At 72.0% G+C, this 19267-nt stretch carries 15 protein-coding genes; 9 read left to right on the top strand and 6 right to left on the bottom strand.

Translation table 11 applies throughout. From position 1 onward, the window contains the following. Window positions 1–114: 114 nt before the first annotated feature. Complete coding sequence (locus AC5L35_RS29285; protein ID WP_495063112.1) at window positions 115–1746, top strand: thiamine pyrophosphate-binding protein; 1632 nt, start codon at window positions 115–117, stop codon at window positions 1744–1746. Window positions 1747–1773: 27 nt separating this feature from the next. Beyond that, entirely contained in the window at window positions 1774–2547 is a 774-nt protein-coding gene (locus tag AC5L35_RS29280; RefSeq protein ID WP_495062949.1) for an SDR family oxidoreductase, read from the top strand. Between the two features lie 12 nt (window positions 2548–2559). Here AC5L35_RS29280 and AC5L35_RS29275 read toward each other — a convergent pair whose 3' ends face one another. Next, a complete protein-coding gene (locus AC5L35_RS29275; protein WP_495062948.1) occupies window positions 2560–3303 on the bottom strand; it encodes an SDR family oxidoreductase in 744 nt (247 codons plus the stop codon). 465 nt (window positions 3304–3768) lie between these two features. Here AC5L35_RS29275 and ectB point away from each other — a divergent pair, with 465 nt between their 5' ends. Together ectB and AC5L35_RS29265 are read left to right on the top strand one after the other, a co-directional pair. Then, a complete protein-coding gene (ectB, locus tag AC5L35_RS29270) occupies window positions 3769–5025 on the top strand; it encodes a diaminobutyrate--2-oxoglutarate transaminase (protein ID WP_495062947.1) in 1257 nt (418 codons plus the stop codon). Then, a complete protein-coding gene (locus AC5L35_RS29265) occupies window positions 5022–9419 on the top strand; it encodes a Pls/PosA family non-ribosomal peptide synthetase (RefSeq protein WP_495062946.1) in 4398 nt (1465 codons plus the stop codon). Before ectB ends, AC5L35_RS29265 begins: the two co-directional genes overlap by 4 nt. A gap of 57 nt (window positions 9420–9476) precedes the next feature. On the opposite strand, the gene AC5L35_RS29260 is transcribed toward AC5L35_RS29265, so the two are convergent. Beyond that, window positions 9477–9674, bottom strand: coding sequence for a hypothetical protein (locus tag AC5L35_RS29260; protein WP_169394598.1), 198 nt, complete (start codon window positions 9672–9674; stop codon window positions 9477–9479). A gap of 172 nt (window positions 9675–9846) precedes the next feature. Here AC5L35_RS29260 and AC5L35_RS29255 point away from each other — a divergent pair, with 172 nt between their 5' ends. Together AC5L35_RS29255 and AC5L35_RS29250 are read left to right on the top strand one after the other, a co-directional pair. Further along, on the top strand, window positions 9847–11901 hold the full coding sequence (locus AC5L35_RS29255) for an NAD(+) synthase (RefSeq protein WP_495062945.1): 2055 nt from the start codon (window positions 9847–9849) through the stop codon (window positions 11899–11901). A 56-nt stretch (window positions 11902–11957) separates the two neighbouring features. Beyond that, on the top strand, window positions 11958–12506 hold the full coding sequence (locus AC5L35_RS29250) for a hypothetical protein (RefSeq protein ID WP_495062944.1): 549 nt from the start codon (window positions 11958–11960) through the stop codon (window positions 12504–12506). A 204-nt stretch (window positions 12507–12710) separates the two neighbouring features. Here the strand turns inward: AC5L35_RS29250 and AC5L35_RS29245 are convergent, their stop codons facing one another. Both AC5L35_RS29245 and AC5L35_RS29240 read right to left on the bottom strand, forming a co-directional pair. Continuing rightward, window positions 12711–14414, bottom strand: coding sequence for a GTPase (locus AC5L35_RS29245; RefSeq protein WP_495062943.1), 1704 nt, complete (start codon window positions 14412–14414; stop codon window positions 12711–12713). Beyond that, a complete protein-coding gene (locus AC5L35_RS29240) occupies window positions 14411–16117 on the bottom strand; it encodes a hypothetical protein (RefSeq protein WP_495062942.1) in 1707 nt (568 codons plus the stop codon). The genes AC5L35_RS29245 and AC5L35_RS29240 overlap by 4 nt, the downstream gene beginning before the upstream one ends. A 334-nt stretch (window positions 16118–16451) precedes the next feature. Here AC5L35_RS29240 and AC5L35_RS29235 point away from each other — a divergent pair, with 334 nt between their 5' ends. Continuing rightward, window positions 16452–17447: an anti-sigma factor RsbA family regulatory protein gene (locus AC5L35_RS29235; RefSeq protein WP_495062941.1), complete on the top strand. Its 996-nt coding sequence runs from the start codon at window positions 16452–16454 to the stop codon at window positions 17445–17447. Next, window positions 17428–18204: an STAS domain-containing protein gene (locus AC5L35_RS29230; RefSeq protein ID WP_495062940.1), complete on the top strand. Its 777-nt coding sequence runs from the start codon at window positions 17428–17430 to the stop codon at window positions 18202–18204. Before AC5L35_RS29235 ends, AC5L35_RS29230 begins: the two co-directional genes overlap by 20 nt. Before the next feature lie 10 nt (window positions 18205–18214). On the opposite strand, the gene AC5L35_RS29225 is transcribed toward AC5L35_RS29230, so the two are convergent. Together AC5L35_RS29225 and AC5L35_RS29220 are read right to left on the bottom strand one after the other, a co-directional pair. Then, window positions 18215–18469 carry a hypothetical protein gene (locus AC5L35_RS29225; protein ID WP_495062939.1) on the bottom strand — a complete coding sequence of 85 codons (255 nt, stop codon included), beginning with the start codon at window positions 18467–18469 and terminating at the stop codon, window positions 18215–18217. A gap of 159 nt (window positions 18470–18628) precedes the next feature. Further along, on the bottom strand, window positions 18629–18865 hold the full coding sequence (locus AC5L35_RS29220; RefSeq protein ID WP_495062938.1) for a CGNR zinc finger domain-containing protein: 237 nt from the start codon (window positions 18863–18865) through the stop codon (window positions 18629–18631). On the opposite strand from AC5L35_RS29220, the gene AC5L35_RS29215 reads away from it, so the two are divergent. Then, complete coding sequence (locus tag AC5L35_RS29215) at window positions 18851–19066, top strand: zinc-binding dehydrogenase (protein WP_495063111.1); 216 nt, start codon at window positions 18851–18853, stop codon at window positions 19064–19066. The genes AC5L35_RS29220 and AC5L35_RS29215 overlap by 15 nt on opposite strands. Window positions 19067–19267 lie beyond the last annotated feature (201 nt).

Below are 19267 nucleotides of genomic sequence, written 5' to 3'. Positions count from 1 at the left end.
GCATACCTCGTCCCCGCGCCGTTCCCGACATCGCAGCGTCGACCATTCCGTCAGGCGCCCCTTCTCCCTAGTGTCGATCCGTCCGGACGTCACAGGAGGTGGGCGGTGGCCAGGATCGGCTCCGACAGCGGAGCGGTGGCGCTGGTCTCGGCGTTGCGTGAGCTCGGGGTCGATCTCGCCTTCGGGCTGCCCGGCGTGCACAACCTGCCGGTGTGGGAGGCGGCGGCCGCCGCCGGGATCCGGCTGGTCGGGGTGCGCCACGAGCAGGCGGCCGCGTATGCGGCGGACGGCTACGCGCGGGCCACCGGCAGGCTCGGGGTCGCGGTGGTGACCACCGGGCCCGGCGCGGCCAACACCCTCGGGGCCACCGGCGAGGCGATGGCGTCCGGCGCGCCCGTGCTCGTGCTCGCCACCGACATCCCGTCGACCCTGCGGCGTCCCGGCGTGTACCGGGGAGTGCTGCACGAGACCCGCGACCAGGCCGCCATGTTCGCGCCGGTGACGAAGGCGGCCACCACGAGCATCACGGCGGCCGACCTGTACGGCGACGTGCTGCGGGCCGGGCGGACAGCGCTGCGCGCGCCGACGGGACCGGTCTACCTCGGGGTGCCGACCGACCTGCTCACGGCCGTCGGGCAGCCTGGGGCGGCCGGGCCGGACGAACAGCAGGAAGCCGAGGAGCCCGACCTCGCGGCCGCGCTGGCGCTCGTGGAGCGGGCCCGCCGTCCGCTGCTGTGGGTGGGCGGCGGAGCCCTGCGGGCGGATGCGGGCGCGGAGGTGGCGCTGCTGGCCGAACGCCTCGCGGCACCGGTCCTCACCACCTACAACGGTCGCGGCGTGCTCCCGCCCGACCACCCGTTCCTGGTGCCCGGTCCGGCGCACGTGCCCGCCATCGGGGCGCTGTGGGACGAGGCCGACCTGGTGGTCGCCATCGGCAGCGACTTCGACGGCATGACCACCCAGAACTGGCGGATGCCCGCGCCGCCCGCGTTGCTCGCGATCAACGTCGACGCCGAGGACGCGGCGAAGAACTACCGGCCCGACCACGTGCTCGTCGGCGATGCGAAGGCCGTGACGGGACGGCTCGCCGCGGCGGTGGCGCCCCGCGACGGCGGCGCCCCGGTCACCACCCGCATCGACGGCCTGCGCGCGGAGGTCACGGCGCTGGTGCGCGAGGAGGAACCACAGGCCGCCCAGCTGCTGGACGCGCTCGACCGCATCCTCCCCGCCGACGCCACCGTGCTCGCCGACATGTGCATCGCCGGCTACTGGGTCGCCGGGTTCCACCGGGTGCCGGGCCCGCGCCGGCTCGCCTATCCGATGGGCTGGGGCACGCTCGGCTACGCCTTCCCCGCCGCACTGGGTGCGGCGGCCGCCGGCCCCGGCCGCGCCGTGGCCGTGGTGGGTGACGGCGGTTTCCTCTTCGCCTGTGGCGAGCTGGCCACCGCGGTTCAGGAGCAGCTGCCGCTCACCGTCGTGCTCGTCGAGGACGGCGGCTACGGGATGCTGCGCTTCGACCAGGTGCAGGCCGGAGTGCCCACCCGCGGCGTCGACCTGGCCACCCCCGACTTCGCCGCGCTCGCCGCCGCCTTCGGGGTGCCCGCCGAGCGCGTCGACGGGTTCGGCGACGCATTCGAGGCGGCGCTCACGAAGAGCCTCGACACCGCGGGACCCCACCTGGTCGCGGTACATGCGGCGCTCACCCCGCCGCTGTCGACATCACCCCGCTGGTACCGCCCGCGCTGAGCGGCCCGGGTGGTTGACTCCCTGACCATGGACACGGGACTGCAGGGACGCACCGCCATCGTGCCGGGCTCGAGCTCCGGGCTCGGTCTCGCCGTGGCGCGCTCACTCGCCGCGGAAGGCGCCCACGTCGTGCTCGCCGGGCGGCGCGGGGGCCTGGTGCAGGCCGAGGCGGCGAAGCTGCCGTCGGCCGTCGGGCTCGAGGTGGATCTCACCGACCCGGACGCCGCCGCGCTGCTGGTGGCCGAGGCCGAGCAGCGCTTCGGCCCGGTGGACGTGCTGGTGCTCAACGGCGGGGGCCCGCCGCCGGGCACCGCCGACGCCTTCAACCCCGAGCAGTTCGCGACCGCCGTCGACCTCCTGGTACAGCCGCACCTGCGGCTCGTGGCCGCCGTGCTGCCGGGCATGCGGGAGCGCGGCTTCGGCCGGATCGTCGCGGTGGGGTCCACCGGGGTGCAGCAGCCGATCAACGGGCTCGTGGCCTCCAACGCCGCACGTGGCGCGCTGGCCGGCTACCTCAAGACCCTCGCGGGCGAGGTCGCCGCGGACGGCGTGACGGTCAACATGGTGCTGCCCGGCCGCATCGACACCGACCGGGTCGCCGTGCTGGACCGTGCTGTCGCCGAACACTCGGGCAGCAGCCCCGAGGAGCAGCGGGCGCTGGTGGAGGCGTCGATCCCCGTGGGCCGCTACGGCACCCCGGACGAGTTCGCCGCGGTCGTCACCTTCCTGGCCAGCACCGCGGCGTCCTACGTCACGGGCGAGCAGGTCCGCTGCGACGGCGGCATGATCCGCGCGCACTAGACGCGAGGCCGTTCAGCCCCGGCCGATGAACGGCATCGCCGTCGCGGTGATGGTCATGAACTGCACGTTCGCCTCGAGCGGCAGGCCGGCCATGAGCAGCACCGCGTCGGCGACGTGGGCGGGGTCGAACGTCGGCTCCGGCCGCACGCTGCCGTCGGCCTGGCGCGCGCCGGTGGCGATCCCGGCCGTCATGTCGGTGGCCGCGTTGCCGATGTCGATCTGCCCGCAGGCGATGCGGTAGGGCCGCCCGTCGAGCGAGATGGACTTCGTGAGACCGGTGATGGCGTGCTTCGTCGCGGTGTACGCGGCACTCCCCGGTCGGGGGGCGTGGGCGGAGATCGAGCCGTTGTTGATGATCCGACCGCCCTGCGGCTGCTGGGAACGCATCGCGGTGAACGCCTCCCGCGCGCAGAGGAACGAACCGGTCAGATTGGTGGCAACCGTGGCCGTCCAGTCCTCCACCGAGATCTCGTCGAGGCTGCCGGCGGGGCCGAACGTGCCGGCATTGTTGATCAGCAGATCCACCCCGCCCCACGTTTCGAGAACCGTGCCGAACAGCCGGGCAACGGACCGAGCGTCGGCAACATCCGCGGGCAACACCACCGCAGCCGGGTCGGCGTTTGCCGTGTCTTCGAGCGCCTCGCGCCGGCGTCCCACCAATGCCACGCGATATCCGGCGCCGAGCAGAGCCCGCGCCACCACGCGGCCGAGGCCGGAACCCGCGCCCGTCACCACCGCGACTGGTCCGTTCGCCACCGCTTCCCCCTTGATCATCGGTTTCGCGGAACGCTAGCCCTGCTTCCGGAGGGACCCGGACCCGACCGGCGCGCCGGCTTCCGCAGTGGTGGCCTCTCTGGCCAGGGCGGACAGTAGCCGGGGCGCCTCGATCGACAGGCGGGTGCCGGGCCCGGCAGCCCGCCCTCGGCGGCAGGCGGGCGGTGGCGTGAGCTCCCCGCGTCCGAGGTGGTGCAGCCCTCAACATGTCGCAAGTCACAGTAGGGAACACTTTTCCGACAGGCCACGCAGACCTCCCGAACGTGTCCGGTTAATACCCTTCACGCTGGTTTCATCTGCATTCAAGGGTTTACTCGAGCGTTACAGAAATGTGGATCAAACCCTTGCGGGAAGGCGGTGAGTACGGTCACTGCTTGAAGCTCGAACAAACCGGAGGCCTACCGCGTAGGCCCAGACATGATGACTGAACGCCGGAACTCGACCGGCATGGACGTTTTCGCGCGGCGGGAGTCGCGTGTCCGGAGCTACAGCCGCAAGTACGAGATCGTGTTCGAGGGGGCCCGCGGCACCCTCGTCTGGGACGCCGAAGGTCGGGAGTACCTGGACTTCCTCGCCGGTGCCGGCTCGCTGAACTACGGCCACAACGACCCCGACATGGCCGAGGCCCTCATCGCCCACATCCGGGGCGGGGGCATCGCGCAGGGGCTGGACCTCTTCACCCGGCCGAAGATGGAGTTCCTGGAGGCCTTCGAAGGCCTGGTCCTGGAGCCCCGCGGCATGGACTACCGGATCCACTTCACCGGCCCGACCGGGACCAACGCGGTGGAAGCCGCGCTGAAGCTGGCCAGGAAGGTCACCGGCCGCCGCAACGTCATCGCGTTCACCAACGGCTTCCACGGCGTCAGCCAGGGCGCCCTCGCCGCGACCGGGAACAGCGACAACCGCATGGGGACCACGCTCTCCCTGCCCGACGTCACCCGCGTGCCCTACGACGGCTACCACGGCGCCTCGATCGACACCGCCGAGATGCTCGACCGGATGCTGTCCGACCCGTCCAGCGGCGTCGACGCCCCCGCGGCGATCCTGCTCGAGACCGTTCAGGGCGAGGGCGGCCTCAACGTGGCGTCCCGGCCGTGGCTGCGCCGCATCGCCGCCACCGCACAGGCACACGGCGCGCTGCTGATCGTCGACGACATCCAGGCGGGTGTCGGGCGGACCGGCTCGTTCTTCAGCTTCGAGGGCACGGGCGTGACCCCGGACCTCGTGACGCTGTCCAAGTCCATCTCCGGCTTCGGCCTGCCGATGTCGCTGCTCCTGATCAAACCGGAGTGGGACATCTGGAAGCCCGGCGAGCACAACGGGACCTTCCGCGGCAACGCGCACGCGTTCGTCACCGCGAAGGTGGCCCTGGAGAAGTTCTGGGCCGACCGGAGCTTCCAGGAGGACATCGAGCGCAGCAGCGCTCTGGTCGGACAGCGGCTGGAGCGGATCGCGAAGCTCGTCCCGGGCGCCCGGGTCAAGGGCCGCGGGATGATGCAGGGCGTCGACGTCCGCGACGGTGACGTCGCCGCGGAGATCTGCCGGCAGAGCGCCCGCCAGGGCCTGATCGTGGAGTCCGCCGGGCCCCGCGACGAGGTCATCAAGATCCTGGCCCCGCTCACCACGTCCGAGCAGCTCCTGAACCGCGGCCTCGACATCCTCGAGGAGTCGGCCGCATCAGGTCTCCACGCCATCGCGGTATGAGCACCGGATTCGACCAGGGGATCCGGCCGACTGGGGCGTTCGGCCGGCTCGCGGACCTGGTACTCAGCAGCGACGACACCGACCAGTCGGTGCGGTGGAAGCCCGGTGAGCGACTGCACCAGCTGTTCGAGGAGCGGTGCGACCAGCTACTGGCGGATGGGGACCCCGGGCATCTCGCCGTGGACAGACGGGACCTCGAGGTCACCTACGCCGAGCTGGACGCACGTGCCAACCGGATGGCCCGGTTCCTGCTCGGCCGGGGGGTCGGGCCAGGCGCACGGGTGGGGCTCGTCTTCGACGAGCCACTGCAGTCCTACGTGGCCATGCTCGCGGTACTCAAGATCAACGCCGCGTACGTCCCGCTCGACGCGGCGTTCCCGCCGGACCGCATCGCCTACATCGTGGGCGACGCCCGTGTCAGCGTCGTGCTGACCCTCTCCCACCTGCGCGCGCAGGTGGGGGAGGCGGTGGCCGCCGTGGTGTGCGTGGACGAGGTGCAGGACGAGGTCGACGCCCAGGACGGGTCGCGGCTCAGCGCAGCGGAACAGGGCACGCCTGCGGAGGACCTCTGCTACATCATCTACACCTCGGGCACGACGGGCCGGCCCAAGGGCGTCGCGATCGAGCACGCGAGCATCTGCAACTTCGTGCGGGTGGCGTCCGAGACTTATGGCGTCCTCCCCGAGGACCGCATGTACCAGGGCATGACGATCGCGTTCGACTTCTCCGTCGAGGAGATCTGGATCGCGCTCGTCGTGGGCGCGACGCTCGTGCCCAAGCGGGGCGGCAGCCTGCTGGGTGAGGACCTGTCGGACTTCCTCCGCGAGGAGGGCGTCACCGCCATGTGCTGCGTGCCCACCCTGCTCGCGACCATGGACGACGACCTCCCCGACCTGCGGTTCCTGCTGGTCTCCGGGGAGGCGTGCCCCCAGGACCTCGTGGCCCGCTGGCACCGCCACGGCAGGCGGTTCCTCAACGTGTACGGCCCCACCGAGGCCACTGTCACCGCCACCTGGACGACGCTGGACCCCGACCAGCCGGTGACGATCGGCGTTCCCCTCCCCACGTACTCGATCGTCATCCTCGACGAGAACGACCAGCACCCCCTGCTCCCCGGTGCGCTCGGCGAGATCGGCATCGCCGGCATCGGCCTCTCGGCCGGCTACGTGAACCGCGACGACCTCACCGCGAAGGCCTTCATCCCCGACGTCCTGGGCATCCCCAACAACACCTCAGGACTCATCTACCGCAGCGGTGACCTCGGCCGGATCACCGAGGACGGCATGGTCGAGACCCTCGGCCGCATCGACACGCAGGTCAAGGTCCGCGGCTACCGCATCGAGCTGACCGAGATCGAGTCGCTGCTCCTGCAACTGCCCGGTGTGGCCCAGGCCGTGGTGGACACCTACGAGCCCGCCCCGGGTGTGGTGGAGCTCGTGGCCTACTACACGCGGCGCCGCCAGGGGCCGCCCGTGAACATCGACCTCGTGCACGACGAGCTCCGCCGCCGGCTTCCCAAGTACATGGTGCCTGCGTACTTCGAGCAGCTCGAGCGCATCCCGATGCTCCCGAGCGACAAGGCCGACCGCAAGAACCTCCCCGCCCCGCAGGGTCCCCGCTACCAGGCGGCACAGGGCGAGGTGATCGAGGCCGACGGCGAGGTCGAGGAGCTCGTGGCCGCTGCCGTCGCCGGGATGCTCTCGCTCGACCGCGTGTCCGTCGAGAGCGACTTCTTCGACGACCTCGGCATGAACTCCCTGATCATCGCCCAGCTGAGCGCCAAGCTGAGGGTGCACGAGGAGCTGCCGTCGGTGGGTATGAAGGACATGTACCTGAACCCCACCGTGCGGAAGCTCGCCGCGACGCTGCAGGACCGCGCTCCGCGCCGCATCGATGCGGAGCCGCGCACCGTCCGCCGGGCGAGCACGGCGCAGTACCTCTTCACCGGGTTCGCGCAGGCCGCGATCTACGTGGGCTTCGCCTACATCGTCGCGCTCGTCGGCGTCATCGGATACCAGTGGCTGTCCCAGGCGAACGGCCTGGCCGACGTCTACCTGCGTTCGGTGGCCGTCGGCGGGGGCGCCTTCCTCGTCCTCAGCCTGCTCCCGATCGTGGCGAAGTGGGTGTTGATCGGCCGCTGGAAGCCGCGCGTGATCCCGATCTGGGGCTTCGCCTACCTGCGGTTCTGGACGGTGCGCCAGCTGCTGCGCGTCAGCCCGGCGCTGGCGTTCGTCGGCTCTCCCCTGTACCTGGTCTACCTCAGGATGCTCGGGGCGAAGGTCGGCAGGGGCGCGGTCGTCCTCTCCACCTCTCTGCCGGTCTGTGCCGACCTGATCTCCATCGGGGCAGGCGCCGTCGTCCGCAAGGACTCGTTCTTCAGCGGGTACCGCGCCGAGTCCGGATGGATCCGGACGGGCCGCGTCGACATCGGGGCGGGCGCCCTCATCGGCGAGGCCACCGTGCTCGACATCGGCACCTCCGTCGGGGAGGGCGCGCAGCTCGGCCACACGTCGTCGCTGCACACGGGTCAGCACGTGCCCGCCGGGAAGAGCTACCACGGGTCCCCCGCACAGGAGACCACCGCCGACTACCGGCGAGTGGAGCCGCTGGGTAGCACCCGGGCCCGGCGGTTCGCCTACGGCGCGTCCCAGCTGCTCGGGATGCTGCTGGTCTGGGGCCCGCTCGCCACCGGGGTGCTGTTGGTCGCGCTGCCGAGCATCTTCCCCACCGTGAACACGGCGTCGGCGATCCCGGGCATCGTGGACGGCACCGACCGCAGCGTGTTCGTGGAGCCTCGGTTCTACCTCGACTACTTCCTCGTGTCGGGCGCACTGCTGTTCGGCGTGATGCTCCTCGGGCTACTGGTGGCCACCACCCTGCCGCGCCTGGCGAACCGGCTCGTCCCGGCGGACACCACCCTCAAGCTCTACGGGCTGCGCTACACGGCCCACCGGGCGCTGCGCCGCATGACGAACATCGGGTTCTTCACCAACCTGCTCGGCGACAGCTCGTTCATCATCCGCTACCTCCAGATGATCGGGTACGACCTGTCCACCGTGCAGCAGACCGGGTCGAACTTCGGGCTGATGGTGAAGCACGAGTCGCCGTTCCTGTCGCACGTGGGCACCGGGACGCTCGTGTCGGACGGCCTGTCGATGGCGAACGCCGACTACTCCAGCTCGTCGTTCAAGGTCTCGCGGGTGTCGCTGGGCGACAACAGCTTCGTGGGCAACGCAGTGACCTACCCGGCCGGCGGCCGGACCGGGGACAACGTGCTGCTCGCCACGAAGGCCATGATCCCGATGGACGGGCCGGTGCGGGAAGGGGTGGGCCTCCTCGGGTCGCCCTCCTTCGAGATCCCCCGCTCCGTCCAGCGCGACATCGAGCTCGAGCGGTTCCGCACGGACGAGGAGTTCCCGGCGCGGCTGGCCAGGAAGAACCGCTCGAACGCCGTGACGATCGTGCTGTTCCTGCTGATGCGGTGGCTGCAGTGGTTCGGCGTCGTCGTCATCGGGCTGCTCTCGAGCTACTTCTACAGCGACATCGGAGTCAGCTCATACGCGCTGGGGATCATCGCCGCGCTCCTGTTCACCACGCTGTACTCGATCCTGGAAGAGCGGATCAGCTTCGGGTTCCGCAGGCTCCGGCCGCAGTTCTGCTCCATCTACGAGCCGTACTTCTGGCGTCACGAACGCCTGTGGAAGCTGAGCGGGACCGGCTACCTCCAGATCTACAACGGCACACCGTTCAAGTCGATCGTGTGGCGGCTGCTCGGCGTGCGCGTCGGGAAGAAGCTCTTCGACGACGGCGTGGCCGTGCCGGAGAAGACGATGGTCACGATCGGGGACTACTGCACCCTGGGGGCCCAGTCCACGATCCAGTGCCACTCGCTGGAGGACGGCAGCTTCAAGTCCGACTACGTCGTGATCGGCAGCGGCAGCACGATCGGCGCCAACAGCTACGTGCACTACGGCGTGGTCATGGGCGAGCGGGTCGTGGTGGAGGCCGACGCCTTCCTGATGAAGGGCGAGCAGCCCGGCGCGGACACCCGCTGGCAGGGCAACCCGGCCCGCGAGATCCCCGAGGCCGGCGATCCGGCGGTGCCGCCGACGCGCCGGCAGATCCGCGAACTGGCCCGGCGAAACGCCCGCGAGGCGCGGGAGGCCGCTCGGCTGGCCGCCTGGCAGGCCCGTCACGGACGGCACGCCAAGCGGCACGACGCCCGGCCGGCCAACTGGTGCTCGACGCCCCGCAGCCGTCCCGGTTCCGGGGGGTCCCACCTGGTGGACGAGGTCGACGGACACCGTCGTCGTTCCCGGCAGAAGGGGCCCGGGACGGGTACGGAGGCCTACGACCCCACGCGCGGACACAGGCGGCGGCGCAGGTCGTCGTGACGAACGGTGGTGCCACATCCCGGCCCGGGGTGTGGCATCACCGCGTCGCCGCCTCCGTCACTGCGACGGCTGCGGCACCTCGCACTCGATCCGCGGGTTGACCCCGAGGTAGTTGAGCGGCCCGACGACGATGGTCACCAGGACGGTTCCGAATGCGGCACAGTTCACCTCCGACTGCGTGAAGTAGCCGCGTTGGTAGCTCGCGATCACACCGATCACCAGCCAGATGACGACGATCACGCCACCGATCCGCATGCTGCCCCCCGCCCTTCAAGGTCAAGTGCTCTTCGGTACCCGCCGAACGCCCCGCTCCAAACCGGACGGAGCCCACGCGCGCAGCACGCACGGCTCCCAGATCCGGCGGTACAGGCAGACTGGAGCCAGGATCCCCGGTGTTCCCCTCACGAGGAAGGTCGTCCCCACCCGCATGGACTTCCACTCCGCGTACCGCCACGGCTTTCTCCGCGTCGCCGCCTGCACGCTCACGACCACGATCGCCGATCCGGCCGCCAACGCCGAGTCGGTGCTGCACACCGCCCACGAGTGCCACGACGACGGCGTCGGGTTGGCCGTCTTTCCCGAGCTGACGCTGTCGGGCTACTCGATCGAGGACATCCTCCTGCAGGATTCGCTGCTCGACGCGGTCGAGCAGGCGCTGCTCGACATCGTCGCCGGGTCCGCCGACCTGCTGCCGGTGCTCGTCGTCGGCGCACCCCTGCGCTACCGGCACCGCGTCTACAACACCGCTGTGATCATCCACCGCGGACGTGTGCTCGGGGTGGCACCGAAGTCGTACCTGCCGACCTACCGGGAGTTCTACGAGCGCCGTCAGCTCGCTCCTGGCGACGACGTGAGCTCGACGATCCGCATCGGGGGCCCGGACGCCGGCGTCGATGTCCCCTTCGGTCCCGACCTGCTGTTCGCCGCCACGGACGTGCCGGGCTTCGTCCTGCACGTCGAGATCTGCGAGGACATGTGGGTGCCGGTGCCGCCCAGCGCCGAGGCCGCACTGGCCGGTGCCACGGTGCTGACGAACCTGTCCGGCAGCCCCATCACGGTGGGCCGTGCCGAGGACCGGCACCTGATGTGCCGGTCCGCCTCGTCGCGCTGCCTCGCCGCGTACGTCTACGCCGCCGCGGGCGAGGGTGAGTCGACCACCGACCTCGCCTGGGACGGCCAGACCATGATCTACGAGAACGGGGTGCTGCTGGCCGAGTCGGAGCGCTTCCCCGAGGGTCCACGGCGTTCGGTCGCCGACGTGGACCTCGACCTGCTGCGCGCCGAACGCCTGCGCATGGGCACGTTCGACGACAACCGCAGGCACCACGGCGCCCGGGCCGACTCGTTCCGTCGGATCGACTTCCGTCTCGACCCGCCCGGCGGCGACATCGGGCTGCGCCGCGAGCTCGAGCGGTTCCCCTTCGTCCCGGCGGACGAGTCGCGCCTCGAACAGGACTGCTACGAGGCCTACAACATCCAGGTGTCCGGCCTCGAACAGCGGCTGCGCGCCATCGGGCAGCCCAAGGTCGTCATCGGCGTCTCCGGCGGACTGGACTCCACCCACGCGCTGATCGTCGCGGCGAGGGCCATGGACCGTCTGGGCCGTCCCCGCAGTGACATCCTCGGGTTCACGCTCCCTGGCTTCGCCACGGGAGAGCGCACGAAGGGCAACGCGATCCGGCTGGCCCGCGCGCTCGGGATCACCTTCGAGGAACTCGACATCACCGAGACGGCGCGCCTGATGCTGACCAATCTCGGCCATCCCTTCGCGCGCGGCGAACCGGAGTACGACGTCACGTTCGAGAACGTGCAGGCCGGGCTGCGTACCGACTACCTGTTCCGGGCCGCCAACCAGCGCGGCGGCATCGTGCTCGGCACCGGCGACCTGTCCGAGCTGGCACTGGGCTGGTCGACCTACGGCGTCGGCGACCAGATGTCGCACTACAACGTCAACGGCGGCGTGCCGAAGACCTTGATCCAGCACCTGATCCGGTGGGTCGTCTCGTCCAAGCAGTTCGAGGCCGAGGTCGGCAAGGTGCTCGAGTCCGTACTCGACACCGAGATCACCCCGGAGCTGGTGCCGACCGGCGAGGACGAGGAGGTGCAGAGCAGCGAGGCGAAGGTCGGGCCCTACTCCCTGCAGGACTTCTCGCTCTTCCACGTCCTGCGCTACGGGTTCCGCCCGTCGAAGATCGCGTTCCTGGCCTGGCACGCCTGGCGGGACCCGGAGTCCGGGAACTGGCCGCCGGGCTTCCCCTCCGACAGGCGGCCCAGCTACACCCTCGCCGAGATCCGGCACTGGCTCGAGGTCTTCGCCCAGCGGTTCTACAGCTTCAGCCAGTTCAAGCGGTCCGCGCTGCCCAACGGCCCGAAGGTGTCGGCAGGTGGCTCGCTCTCGCCCCGCGGCGACTGGCGGGCACCGTCGGACATGTCGGCCCGGATCTGGTTGGAGGAGATCCGGCGCGAGGTCCCGGAGAAGTGACGCTTGCCGTGGGGCGGCGTCGACGCCCGGGGGCGGTGCGGGGAGGATCGGGGACCGTGTCCCGTTCCGCACTCGCCATGATCGGTTCCGTCCTCGCCGTCGGCTTCGCCGTCGCCGGCTGTTCCGCGGCGCCACCCCCCGCTCCGGCCGCTCCGCCCGCAGCCGCCCCGACCGCGGCCGCCCCGGAGCAGCACGGTGGCCACGGCGGCCACGAAGGCCACGGCTCATCCTCTGCCGTGCCGGCGCTGTACGCCGTGCAGAGCGGCCCACTCGGCGTCGTCGCCACCGACGGTGGCGGGCACCTCATGTACCGGTCCGACAAGGACAGCGCCGCACCGTCCACGTCGACGTGCACCGGCCCCTGCGCCCAGACCTGGCTCCCCGTGCTGATCGCGCCCGGCCAGGAGCCCGAACTGCTGGGCGTCGACAAGGCAGCGGTCGGCAGGATGGTCCGCCCGGAGGGCACCTCGCAGCTCACCCTCGCCGGGTGGCCCCTGTACCGCCACCGCGACGACGTGGGCGGCCTGCAGAACAGCGGGCATCACGGGGAGGACGGCACCTGGTTCGCCGTCACCCCCACCGGTGACAAGGCGACCCCGAGCTGAGCCGAGGGGTCAGGGACGGCTCTCCGTGGTCCCGGCGATGGTGCCGATGAGGGCCGCGAGCTCCCTGGGCATCGAGAGGAACGGGGAGTGCGAGCTCACCAGGAGGAGATGCCCCCTGCTGTCCACCGTCGGCGTCACCTGTGCCGCCCTCCACGACGTAGCACGCTATCCGATGACGTGACGGGACTACGCGATGACCGGCGCTCAGCTGCGGTGGAGCTGCGCCACAGCGTCCCGCAGGTGGCCGTAGGCCGTCAGCTCCGCCCGGACCGGCGAGAGCACGAGCGCGTCGGCCACGCCCGCGACCGCCTCACGCAGCCGCATCTCGGCCTTCGCCCGCCGCCGGCGCGCACCGACGACCGCCAGCAACCGCGCCAGCAGCGCGAGGAGCAGCCCGGCCAGCAACCCCCCGAGCAACAACGCGGTCGGCGCCGGCACCTCCCGGAACATGGGGGTGCCGGGCTCGGGAAGCCGGAGCACGGTCAGCACGTACAGGGCGGCGAGCCACAGGCCCCCGGCGATGGCGAGTGTGGCGAGCAGTACCTGCAGCAGGCCGACGGCACGCCACCACGTCGGGGTGCGCGTCAGCCCGAGGTCCGTGGTGGCCACCGCGCGGTCGAGCGCGTCCGGCAGGTCCTCGAACCGGGCCCGGGCAGCGGTCCGCACGGCGTCCGGCCACGGAGCCGGCAGATCCTCGGCCGCGGAGTCGGCCAGCACCCGCAGCGCGACATCCACCCGGGAGCGCTCGACGGCACCGCTCGCGGGCAGCGAGGTCCGGGCGACCGGCGACGGACCCGCACCCTGCCCTTCTCCCCCGCCGTCCCCGCCACCCGTCCGAGCCAGTGCCCGGTCGAGGTGCAGTCGCCGCAGCGGGTCCGGGCGCAGCCGTCGCAACCAGCGCGTGAACGGCGACCCGGTGGCCGCCACCGCCCGGTGCACCGCTGCCTGCTGGACGGCCACGCCGACGGCGGACACCCCCGCCGCGGCGCTCAGCGCGGCGGTCAGCGCGCGCGAGGTCGCCGGGTCGAGGTCGTGGCGGGCGGGCCCGGCGACGACGCCGTCGAGGGCGGCGGCCACGTCGTCCAGGTCGGCGGACACCCGGCGCAGCGCGGCCCGGTGCGCGGCGACGGCACCGACCAGCACCGACCGCAGCTCGTCCTGGCCTCCCTGTGCGACGGCAGATGTGGCCAGCACCGGGACGTCGGTGAGCCCGTCGTCCGCGAGCAGCCGTCGCACGTCGGCCACAGCGGCATCGGCACTGCCGACCGGGAGGCGGTCGACCTGGTTGAGGACCACCACCATCACCTCGCCGTGCCGCGCGAGCGGGCGCAGGTACCGGTCGTGGACCGCGGCGTCGGCGTACTTCTGCGGATCGAGCACCCACACCAGCACGTCGACCAGCGCAACCAGCCTGTCCACCTCGAGCCGGTGTGCCATCTCCGTGGAGTCGTGGTCGGGCAGATCGAGCAGCACGAGACCGCGGAGGTTGTCCGCCACGTCCCCCTGCGGGGTCCGGACGTGGTGCCGCCGCGGGATCTCCAGCCAGTCCAGCAGCGGACCCGCTCCCTCGGCGCCCCACACGGCCGCGTGTGCGACGCCGGTGGTGGGCCTGCGCACCCCCACCGCCGACAGGTCGGCGCCGCTCAGCGCGTTGAACAACGACGACTTGCCACTGCCCGTCGCACCGGCGAGTGCCACCACCGTGTGCGCCCCGGACAGCCGTAGCCGCTCTCCGGCTCGCTGCGCGAGAGCCCGCGCCGGCACGAGCAACGCCTCGTCGAGCCGGCCCGCCCCGACCTGCACCACCCGGTCCAGTGCACGCAGCCGCGCCGCGACGTGTTCCTCCGCGGTGGCCCGCTCACGCTCGGCGCGGCGACCGCTCGGGACCCGCACTCCGGCGTCCTTCACCGGGCTCGCTCCACCGCTGCCGCCGCCCGCTCCAGCGCGACGCCGTCCTCCGGGAGGGTCGCGTGCTGCTCGAGCAGCCGGGCGTAGCGCTGCTCCTCCCTGCCGAGCAGGGCTTCGACCCGGCCGAGCAGGTCGGCCCGTGCGTCGTCGGCGAGCTCGCGGACGGCCTGGTCACCGAACAGCGCCTCCAGCACCTTCTGCGACAGCATCGTGGTGCCTCCCGCCACCACGATCTCGATCGGCGGCGCGATCACCGACGTCGTGGCGAACACGGCGATCATCACCAGCAGGCCGGTGGCGTTCACGCCGTACGCAGCCGCCCTGGCCACCGTCCGCCGGTCCCCGCCCTCCCGGCGGACGAGGTCGAGCACCGCGGCCTGCCAGTCGCGCACCGTGCGCTCCGCGTCGTCCCGGAACTCCGGGGACACCCGGTCCAGCCGCAGTCCGGCGTCGCGGAGCAGGACGGCCCCCGCCGCGGTGGACCGCCACGTCGTCGCGGTGCGCTCGGCGGCCTGCTCGGCGGCGCTGCTCACCAGGAGCGCGACTCCCGACTCCAGCGCGACGGCGAGATCGTCCCCGGGCCGCGGCCTGCCCCGTACGGCAGCCGCCACCCGGTCGCGCCACCGGCCGACCCTGGCCTGCAGCGTGCGCAGCAGTTCCCCGGTGCCGACGAACTCCTGCCAGCGGGCCAGCACCTCGCCGCGCAGCAACGCGCCGTCGCGGATCCCGGCGTCCACCTCGGCCAGCGCGGCGGCGTAGGCGGCCCTGGCGTCGGCACGCAACTGCCGGGCCGCATCCACCTGGGCACCGGCCTGCGCAGCCAGCGCCGCGGTGCGGGGCCGAAGGCTGTCGAGCGCTCCGTCGAGGGTGCGGCGCACCACCAGCGCACGCTGCCCGGCGTCGCGGGCGAGGTCGTGGAACCACGCACGCAGGGGGGCCAGCACCGGTTCGGGCAGCAGCCCGGCGTCGAGCACCGTCTCGGGCACGACGAACAGCGGCGCGTCCCCCAGACCGTGCTCGACGAGCATCTCCCGCAGGTGCGGCCCGATCTCGTCCTGCGCTCCGGGCGGCACCCGGTCGAGCAGCACAGCGAGCGCGGTGCCCCGGGCCGCGGCGGTCTGCAGCACGTCCCAGGGCACGGCGTCGGCGTACCGCGCGGCGGTGGTGACGAACAACCACAGGTCGGCCGCGGCGAGGAGCTGCGTGGCGAGCCGCCGGTTGGCCGTGACGACCGAGTCGATGTCCGGTGCGTCCAGGAAGGCCAGTCCCTGGTCGAGCGCCGGTGAAGGGACGAGCTGCAGCGTCTCGTGGTCGGCACCCGCACCGGTGGTGCGCGTGAGGTCGGGCAGCACGCGGGTGTCGGAGAACCAGCGCATGTCCTCGGGATGGCACACGAGCACCGGGGACCGCGTGGTCGGGCGCAGCACCCCCGCGGGCGTGACGGGTGCTCGTACCAGGCTGTTGACCACCGTCGACTTGCCCGCACCGGTCGAGCCACCCACCACCGTGAGCAGGGGCGCGTCCAGCCGCTGCAGCCGGGGCAGCACGTAGTCGTCGAGCTGGTGGACCAGCTCGGCCTGCACGGCACGCGCCTGCTCCGCACCGGGGATCTCCAGCGCGAAGCGGGTGGCGGCGGCCGCCTCGCGCAGTCGGACGAGCGCGTCGAGGAGCGGTGCGGTGGGTGCGGGAGCACCGATGTCCATCCTCGCTCCTCGACGCCGACGATGAGCGTTCCGCGACGAATGCCCGTTCGATGCCCTCCCGAACCCCGTTTGCCGCCACCCGAGATCGGCCGGAGACCGGCCACCGGGAGGCACGGCCCGCGGGGTCACGTCGACATCGCAGCGTGACCAGCAGGGTGGTTGGCGACTCCGATGGCGGGTACGTGAGGGGACATCCGAACGCAATCGACGCGGCATCACGTCACCCGCTGCCACCGAGTCAGGAGGATCGCGGCATGTCGGAGGAGGCGCCCGGCCCAGCGAGGCCCGGCACGGACAGCGGCGGCTCGCGGACGAGCGGAAAGCAGGTACCGGCATGCGGACGGGAGCACCGGCCGGCCACCAGGGCTACTTCCACGAGGCGGCCTTCTACGACACCGACGAGGAGTTCCTGGCCATCGTCATCCCCTTTCTCGAGCAGGGCGTCGCAGCGGGAGAGCCGGCCGGGGTCAGTGTGGGAGGCACGACGGCGGAGTTGCTCCGCGCTGCGGTCACCGGCATTCCCGGAGTCGTCTTCCTCGACGAGCGGGAGGGTCGACACACCCGGCCGGCGAACATCATCGCGGCCAACCGGCAGTTCCTCGCCGACCGCCTGACGGACGGCGCGCAGCAGGTCCGCGTGCTCGGTGAGGTCCCGCATCCCGGGCTGGGCGCGCCGTGGGACTGGTGGGCCCGCTACGAAGCCACGATCAACCACGCCTTCGCCCCCTTCCCCGCGTGGGGCCTGTGCCCGTACGACACGCGCCTCATCTCCGACGACGTGGCGGCCGACGTCGTCCGCACCCACCCGCACCTCGCGACCGTCGACGGGCGGCACGTCCCCAACCCGCGCTACCAGGAGCCTGCGGAGTTCCTCGCCCGGCTGCCGGCCGGTGCCATCGACCCGTTGGAGGCGACGACACCCCCGGTGGTCGATCTGCTCGATCCCGCACCTGCGGCTGCCCGCGGCGCCACCCGCGCGGTCGGTGACGCGACCGTGCTCGACGAGACGGAGGTCGACGACACCGTGCTCGCCGTCAGCGAGGCGGTCACCAACGCGCTGGCGCACGGACGCCCGCCCGTCCGGGTGCGCCTCTGGTCGACGCCGGAACGCGTCGTGGCCTCGGTCAGCGACGCCGGCCCAGGGCCGATGGATCCGTTCGCCGGACTGCTGCCCACGACGGGGACGACGTCGGCGGGTCTCGGCCTGTGGATGATCCACCAGGTCTGCACCCACGTCACGATGGGTACGACGGACCGCGGCTTCACGATCCGGCTGGTCATGAGGTCAGGAGCGACAGAGGAGGACGGGCATGTCCGGCGACCGGCGTGACGCGCTGGCGACGGTCGGGCACCACGCACTCCTCGCTGCCTCCGACCGCCACCGGCGCACCGAGATCGACACGTGGCTGCACGCGGCCCACAGCCGTGGCGAGAAGGTGCTCACCCTCGCCGCGCCCGACGGCTTCGCCACCGACGTGCGCCGGTCCGGCGCCGGTCCGGTCGTCCTCGATCCCGCCGACCTGCGCCCCGCCGCCGAGCCGGCGCGCCTGGTGCTGCGCGCCCTGGACGAGGGCTATCGGGGACTGGGCGTGGTCATGTGGGCCGACGGTGTCGTCGCCGCGTCCTCGAACGAGATGTACTCCGACGTCGAGGCGGTGCTCGGGGACCTCAGCCGCAACCACCAGGCATCGGTGCTGTGCCTCTACGACCGGGCAGCCGGAGTGGACCACCTCGACATGGCCGTGACGGGCCACCCCGACGGTCTGCACGAACAACAGCTCGACGTCCGTCGTGGCAAGGCCACGCTGCATCTCAGCGGCGAAGTCGACCTCACCAACCTGGACGTCCTGGCTGTGGCACTGCGCAGCCTCACCCGCACCGCGGGCCGGACGGTCCGGATCGAGCTGGGCGGTCTCAGGTTCCTCGGGGTCAGCGGGGTCCGCCTGCTCCACCTCGAGACCGCAGCGTTCCGTGCCGCCGGTGGGCAGGTCGAGCTCTACGGTGCGACTCCGCACCTCACCCGGGTGCTGCGGCTCCTGCAGCTGGATCAGCTGCCGGGCCTCACGCTCCTGCCCGGACGATCCTGACCACCGGCCACTAGACGTCCAGGATCGGCGGGTGCGGGGGCGGGTAGCCGTAGGTCGGCTGGAACTCGGCCGGGATCGAACCCACGTCGCGGCTCAGCGTGTCCTTGTCCTGCTCACACACCCATCCGCCGAGCTCGGGAACGTAGTCCCACCGCTTGCCGCGGGCATCCCAGATCGACGGGTGCTCCTGCGCCTGGCCTGCGGGAGTGCCTGAGGCGATCTGCCTGTCGGGAATCGCTGAAGGGTCGATATTGGGGCCGCTCATCCATTGCTCCTGTCACCGTGCGCTCGCGCCGAGAACCGGCGGGGGCCGTCGCAGCCACTCACGGTTCGACGCTAACACCCGTGCGTGACGGTCCGGGGCGTGACGCCGCCGGCAGTGGAGTGTTGTCTCGGCGCCGTCACAACGCGGTTCCCCCGACCTCTAGTCACCTCCGCAGCCGGCTGTACGCGCCCGGTAGGCAGCGACGTTGGTGCGGTTGCCGCAGTACTCGTAGGAGTGCCAGCGCCGGGTGCGGCTGCGGGTGGTGTCGTAGAACACCGCGCGGCACTCGTCGTTGGCGCAGAGCTTCAGGCGCGACCAGCCGCCCGCGGCGACCACCGCGGCGTCCCGGGTGATCCGCCCGGCCACCGGGTCGCCGGTGATCTGACGCAGCCGCACCTGTCCCGCCCTCCTGCCTCAGGACGCTCAGCATCGTTCGACCTCGTCGACCTCGTCGACCTCGTCGACCTCGTTGCCCGCGGCGTGCTCGCCGTGCCCGTCGACTCCACCTACCCGCTCGACCGGTTCGAGGAGGCGTTCGCCCGCAACGCCTCGCCGGACCGCCGCGGAAAGGTGCTCTTCACGTTCCCCCGCGCCTGAGCCGCACCGGCACCACGGGTCGCCAGGGCTCAGCCCTTCGCGATGTCGCCCTTGACGTTGTCGAAGAGCTGGTTGTCGGCGGGGGCCACCACGCTGGGCGTGCCCTTCAGCATGACGCCCGTGCGGTTGCCGAAGATGGTGTTGCCGGTGAGGTCGAAGGTGCCGTCGCCGTCGACGTAGACGCCGTAGCGGGTGTTCTCA

Source organism: Pseudonocardia sp. OZ21, assembly GCF_059359135.1.
The sequence above is the reverse complement of the archived record's forward strand: the minus strand, read 5'-3'. Positions and strand labels throughout refer to the sequence as shown.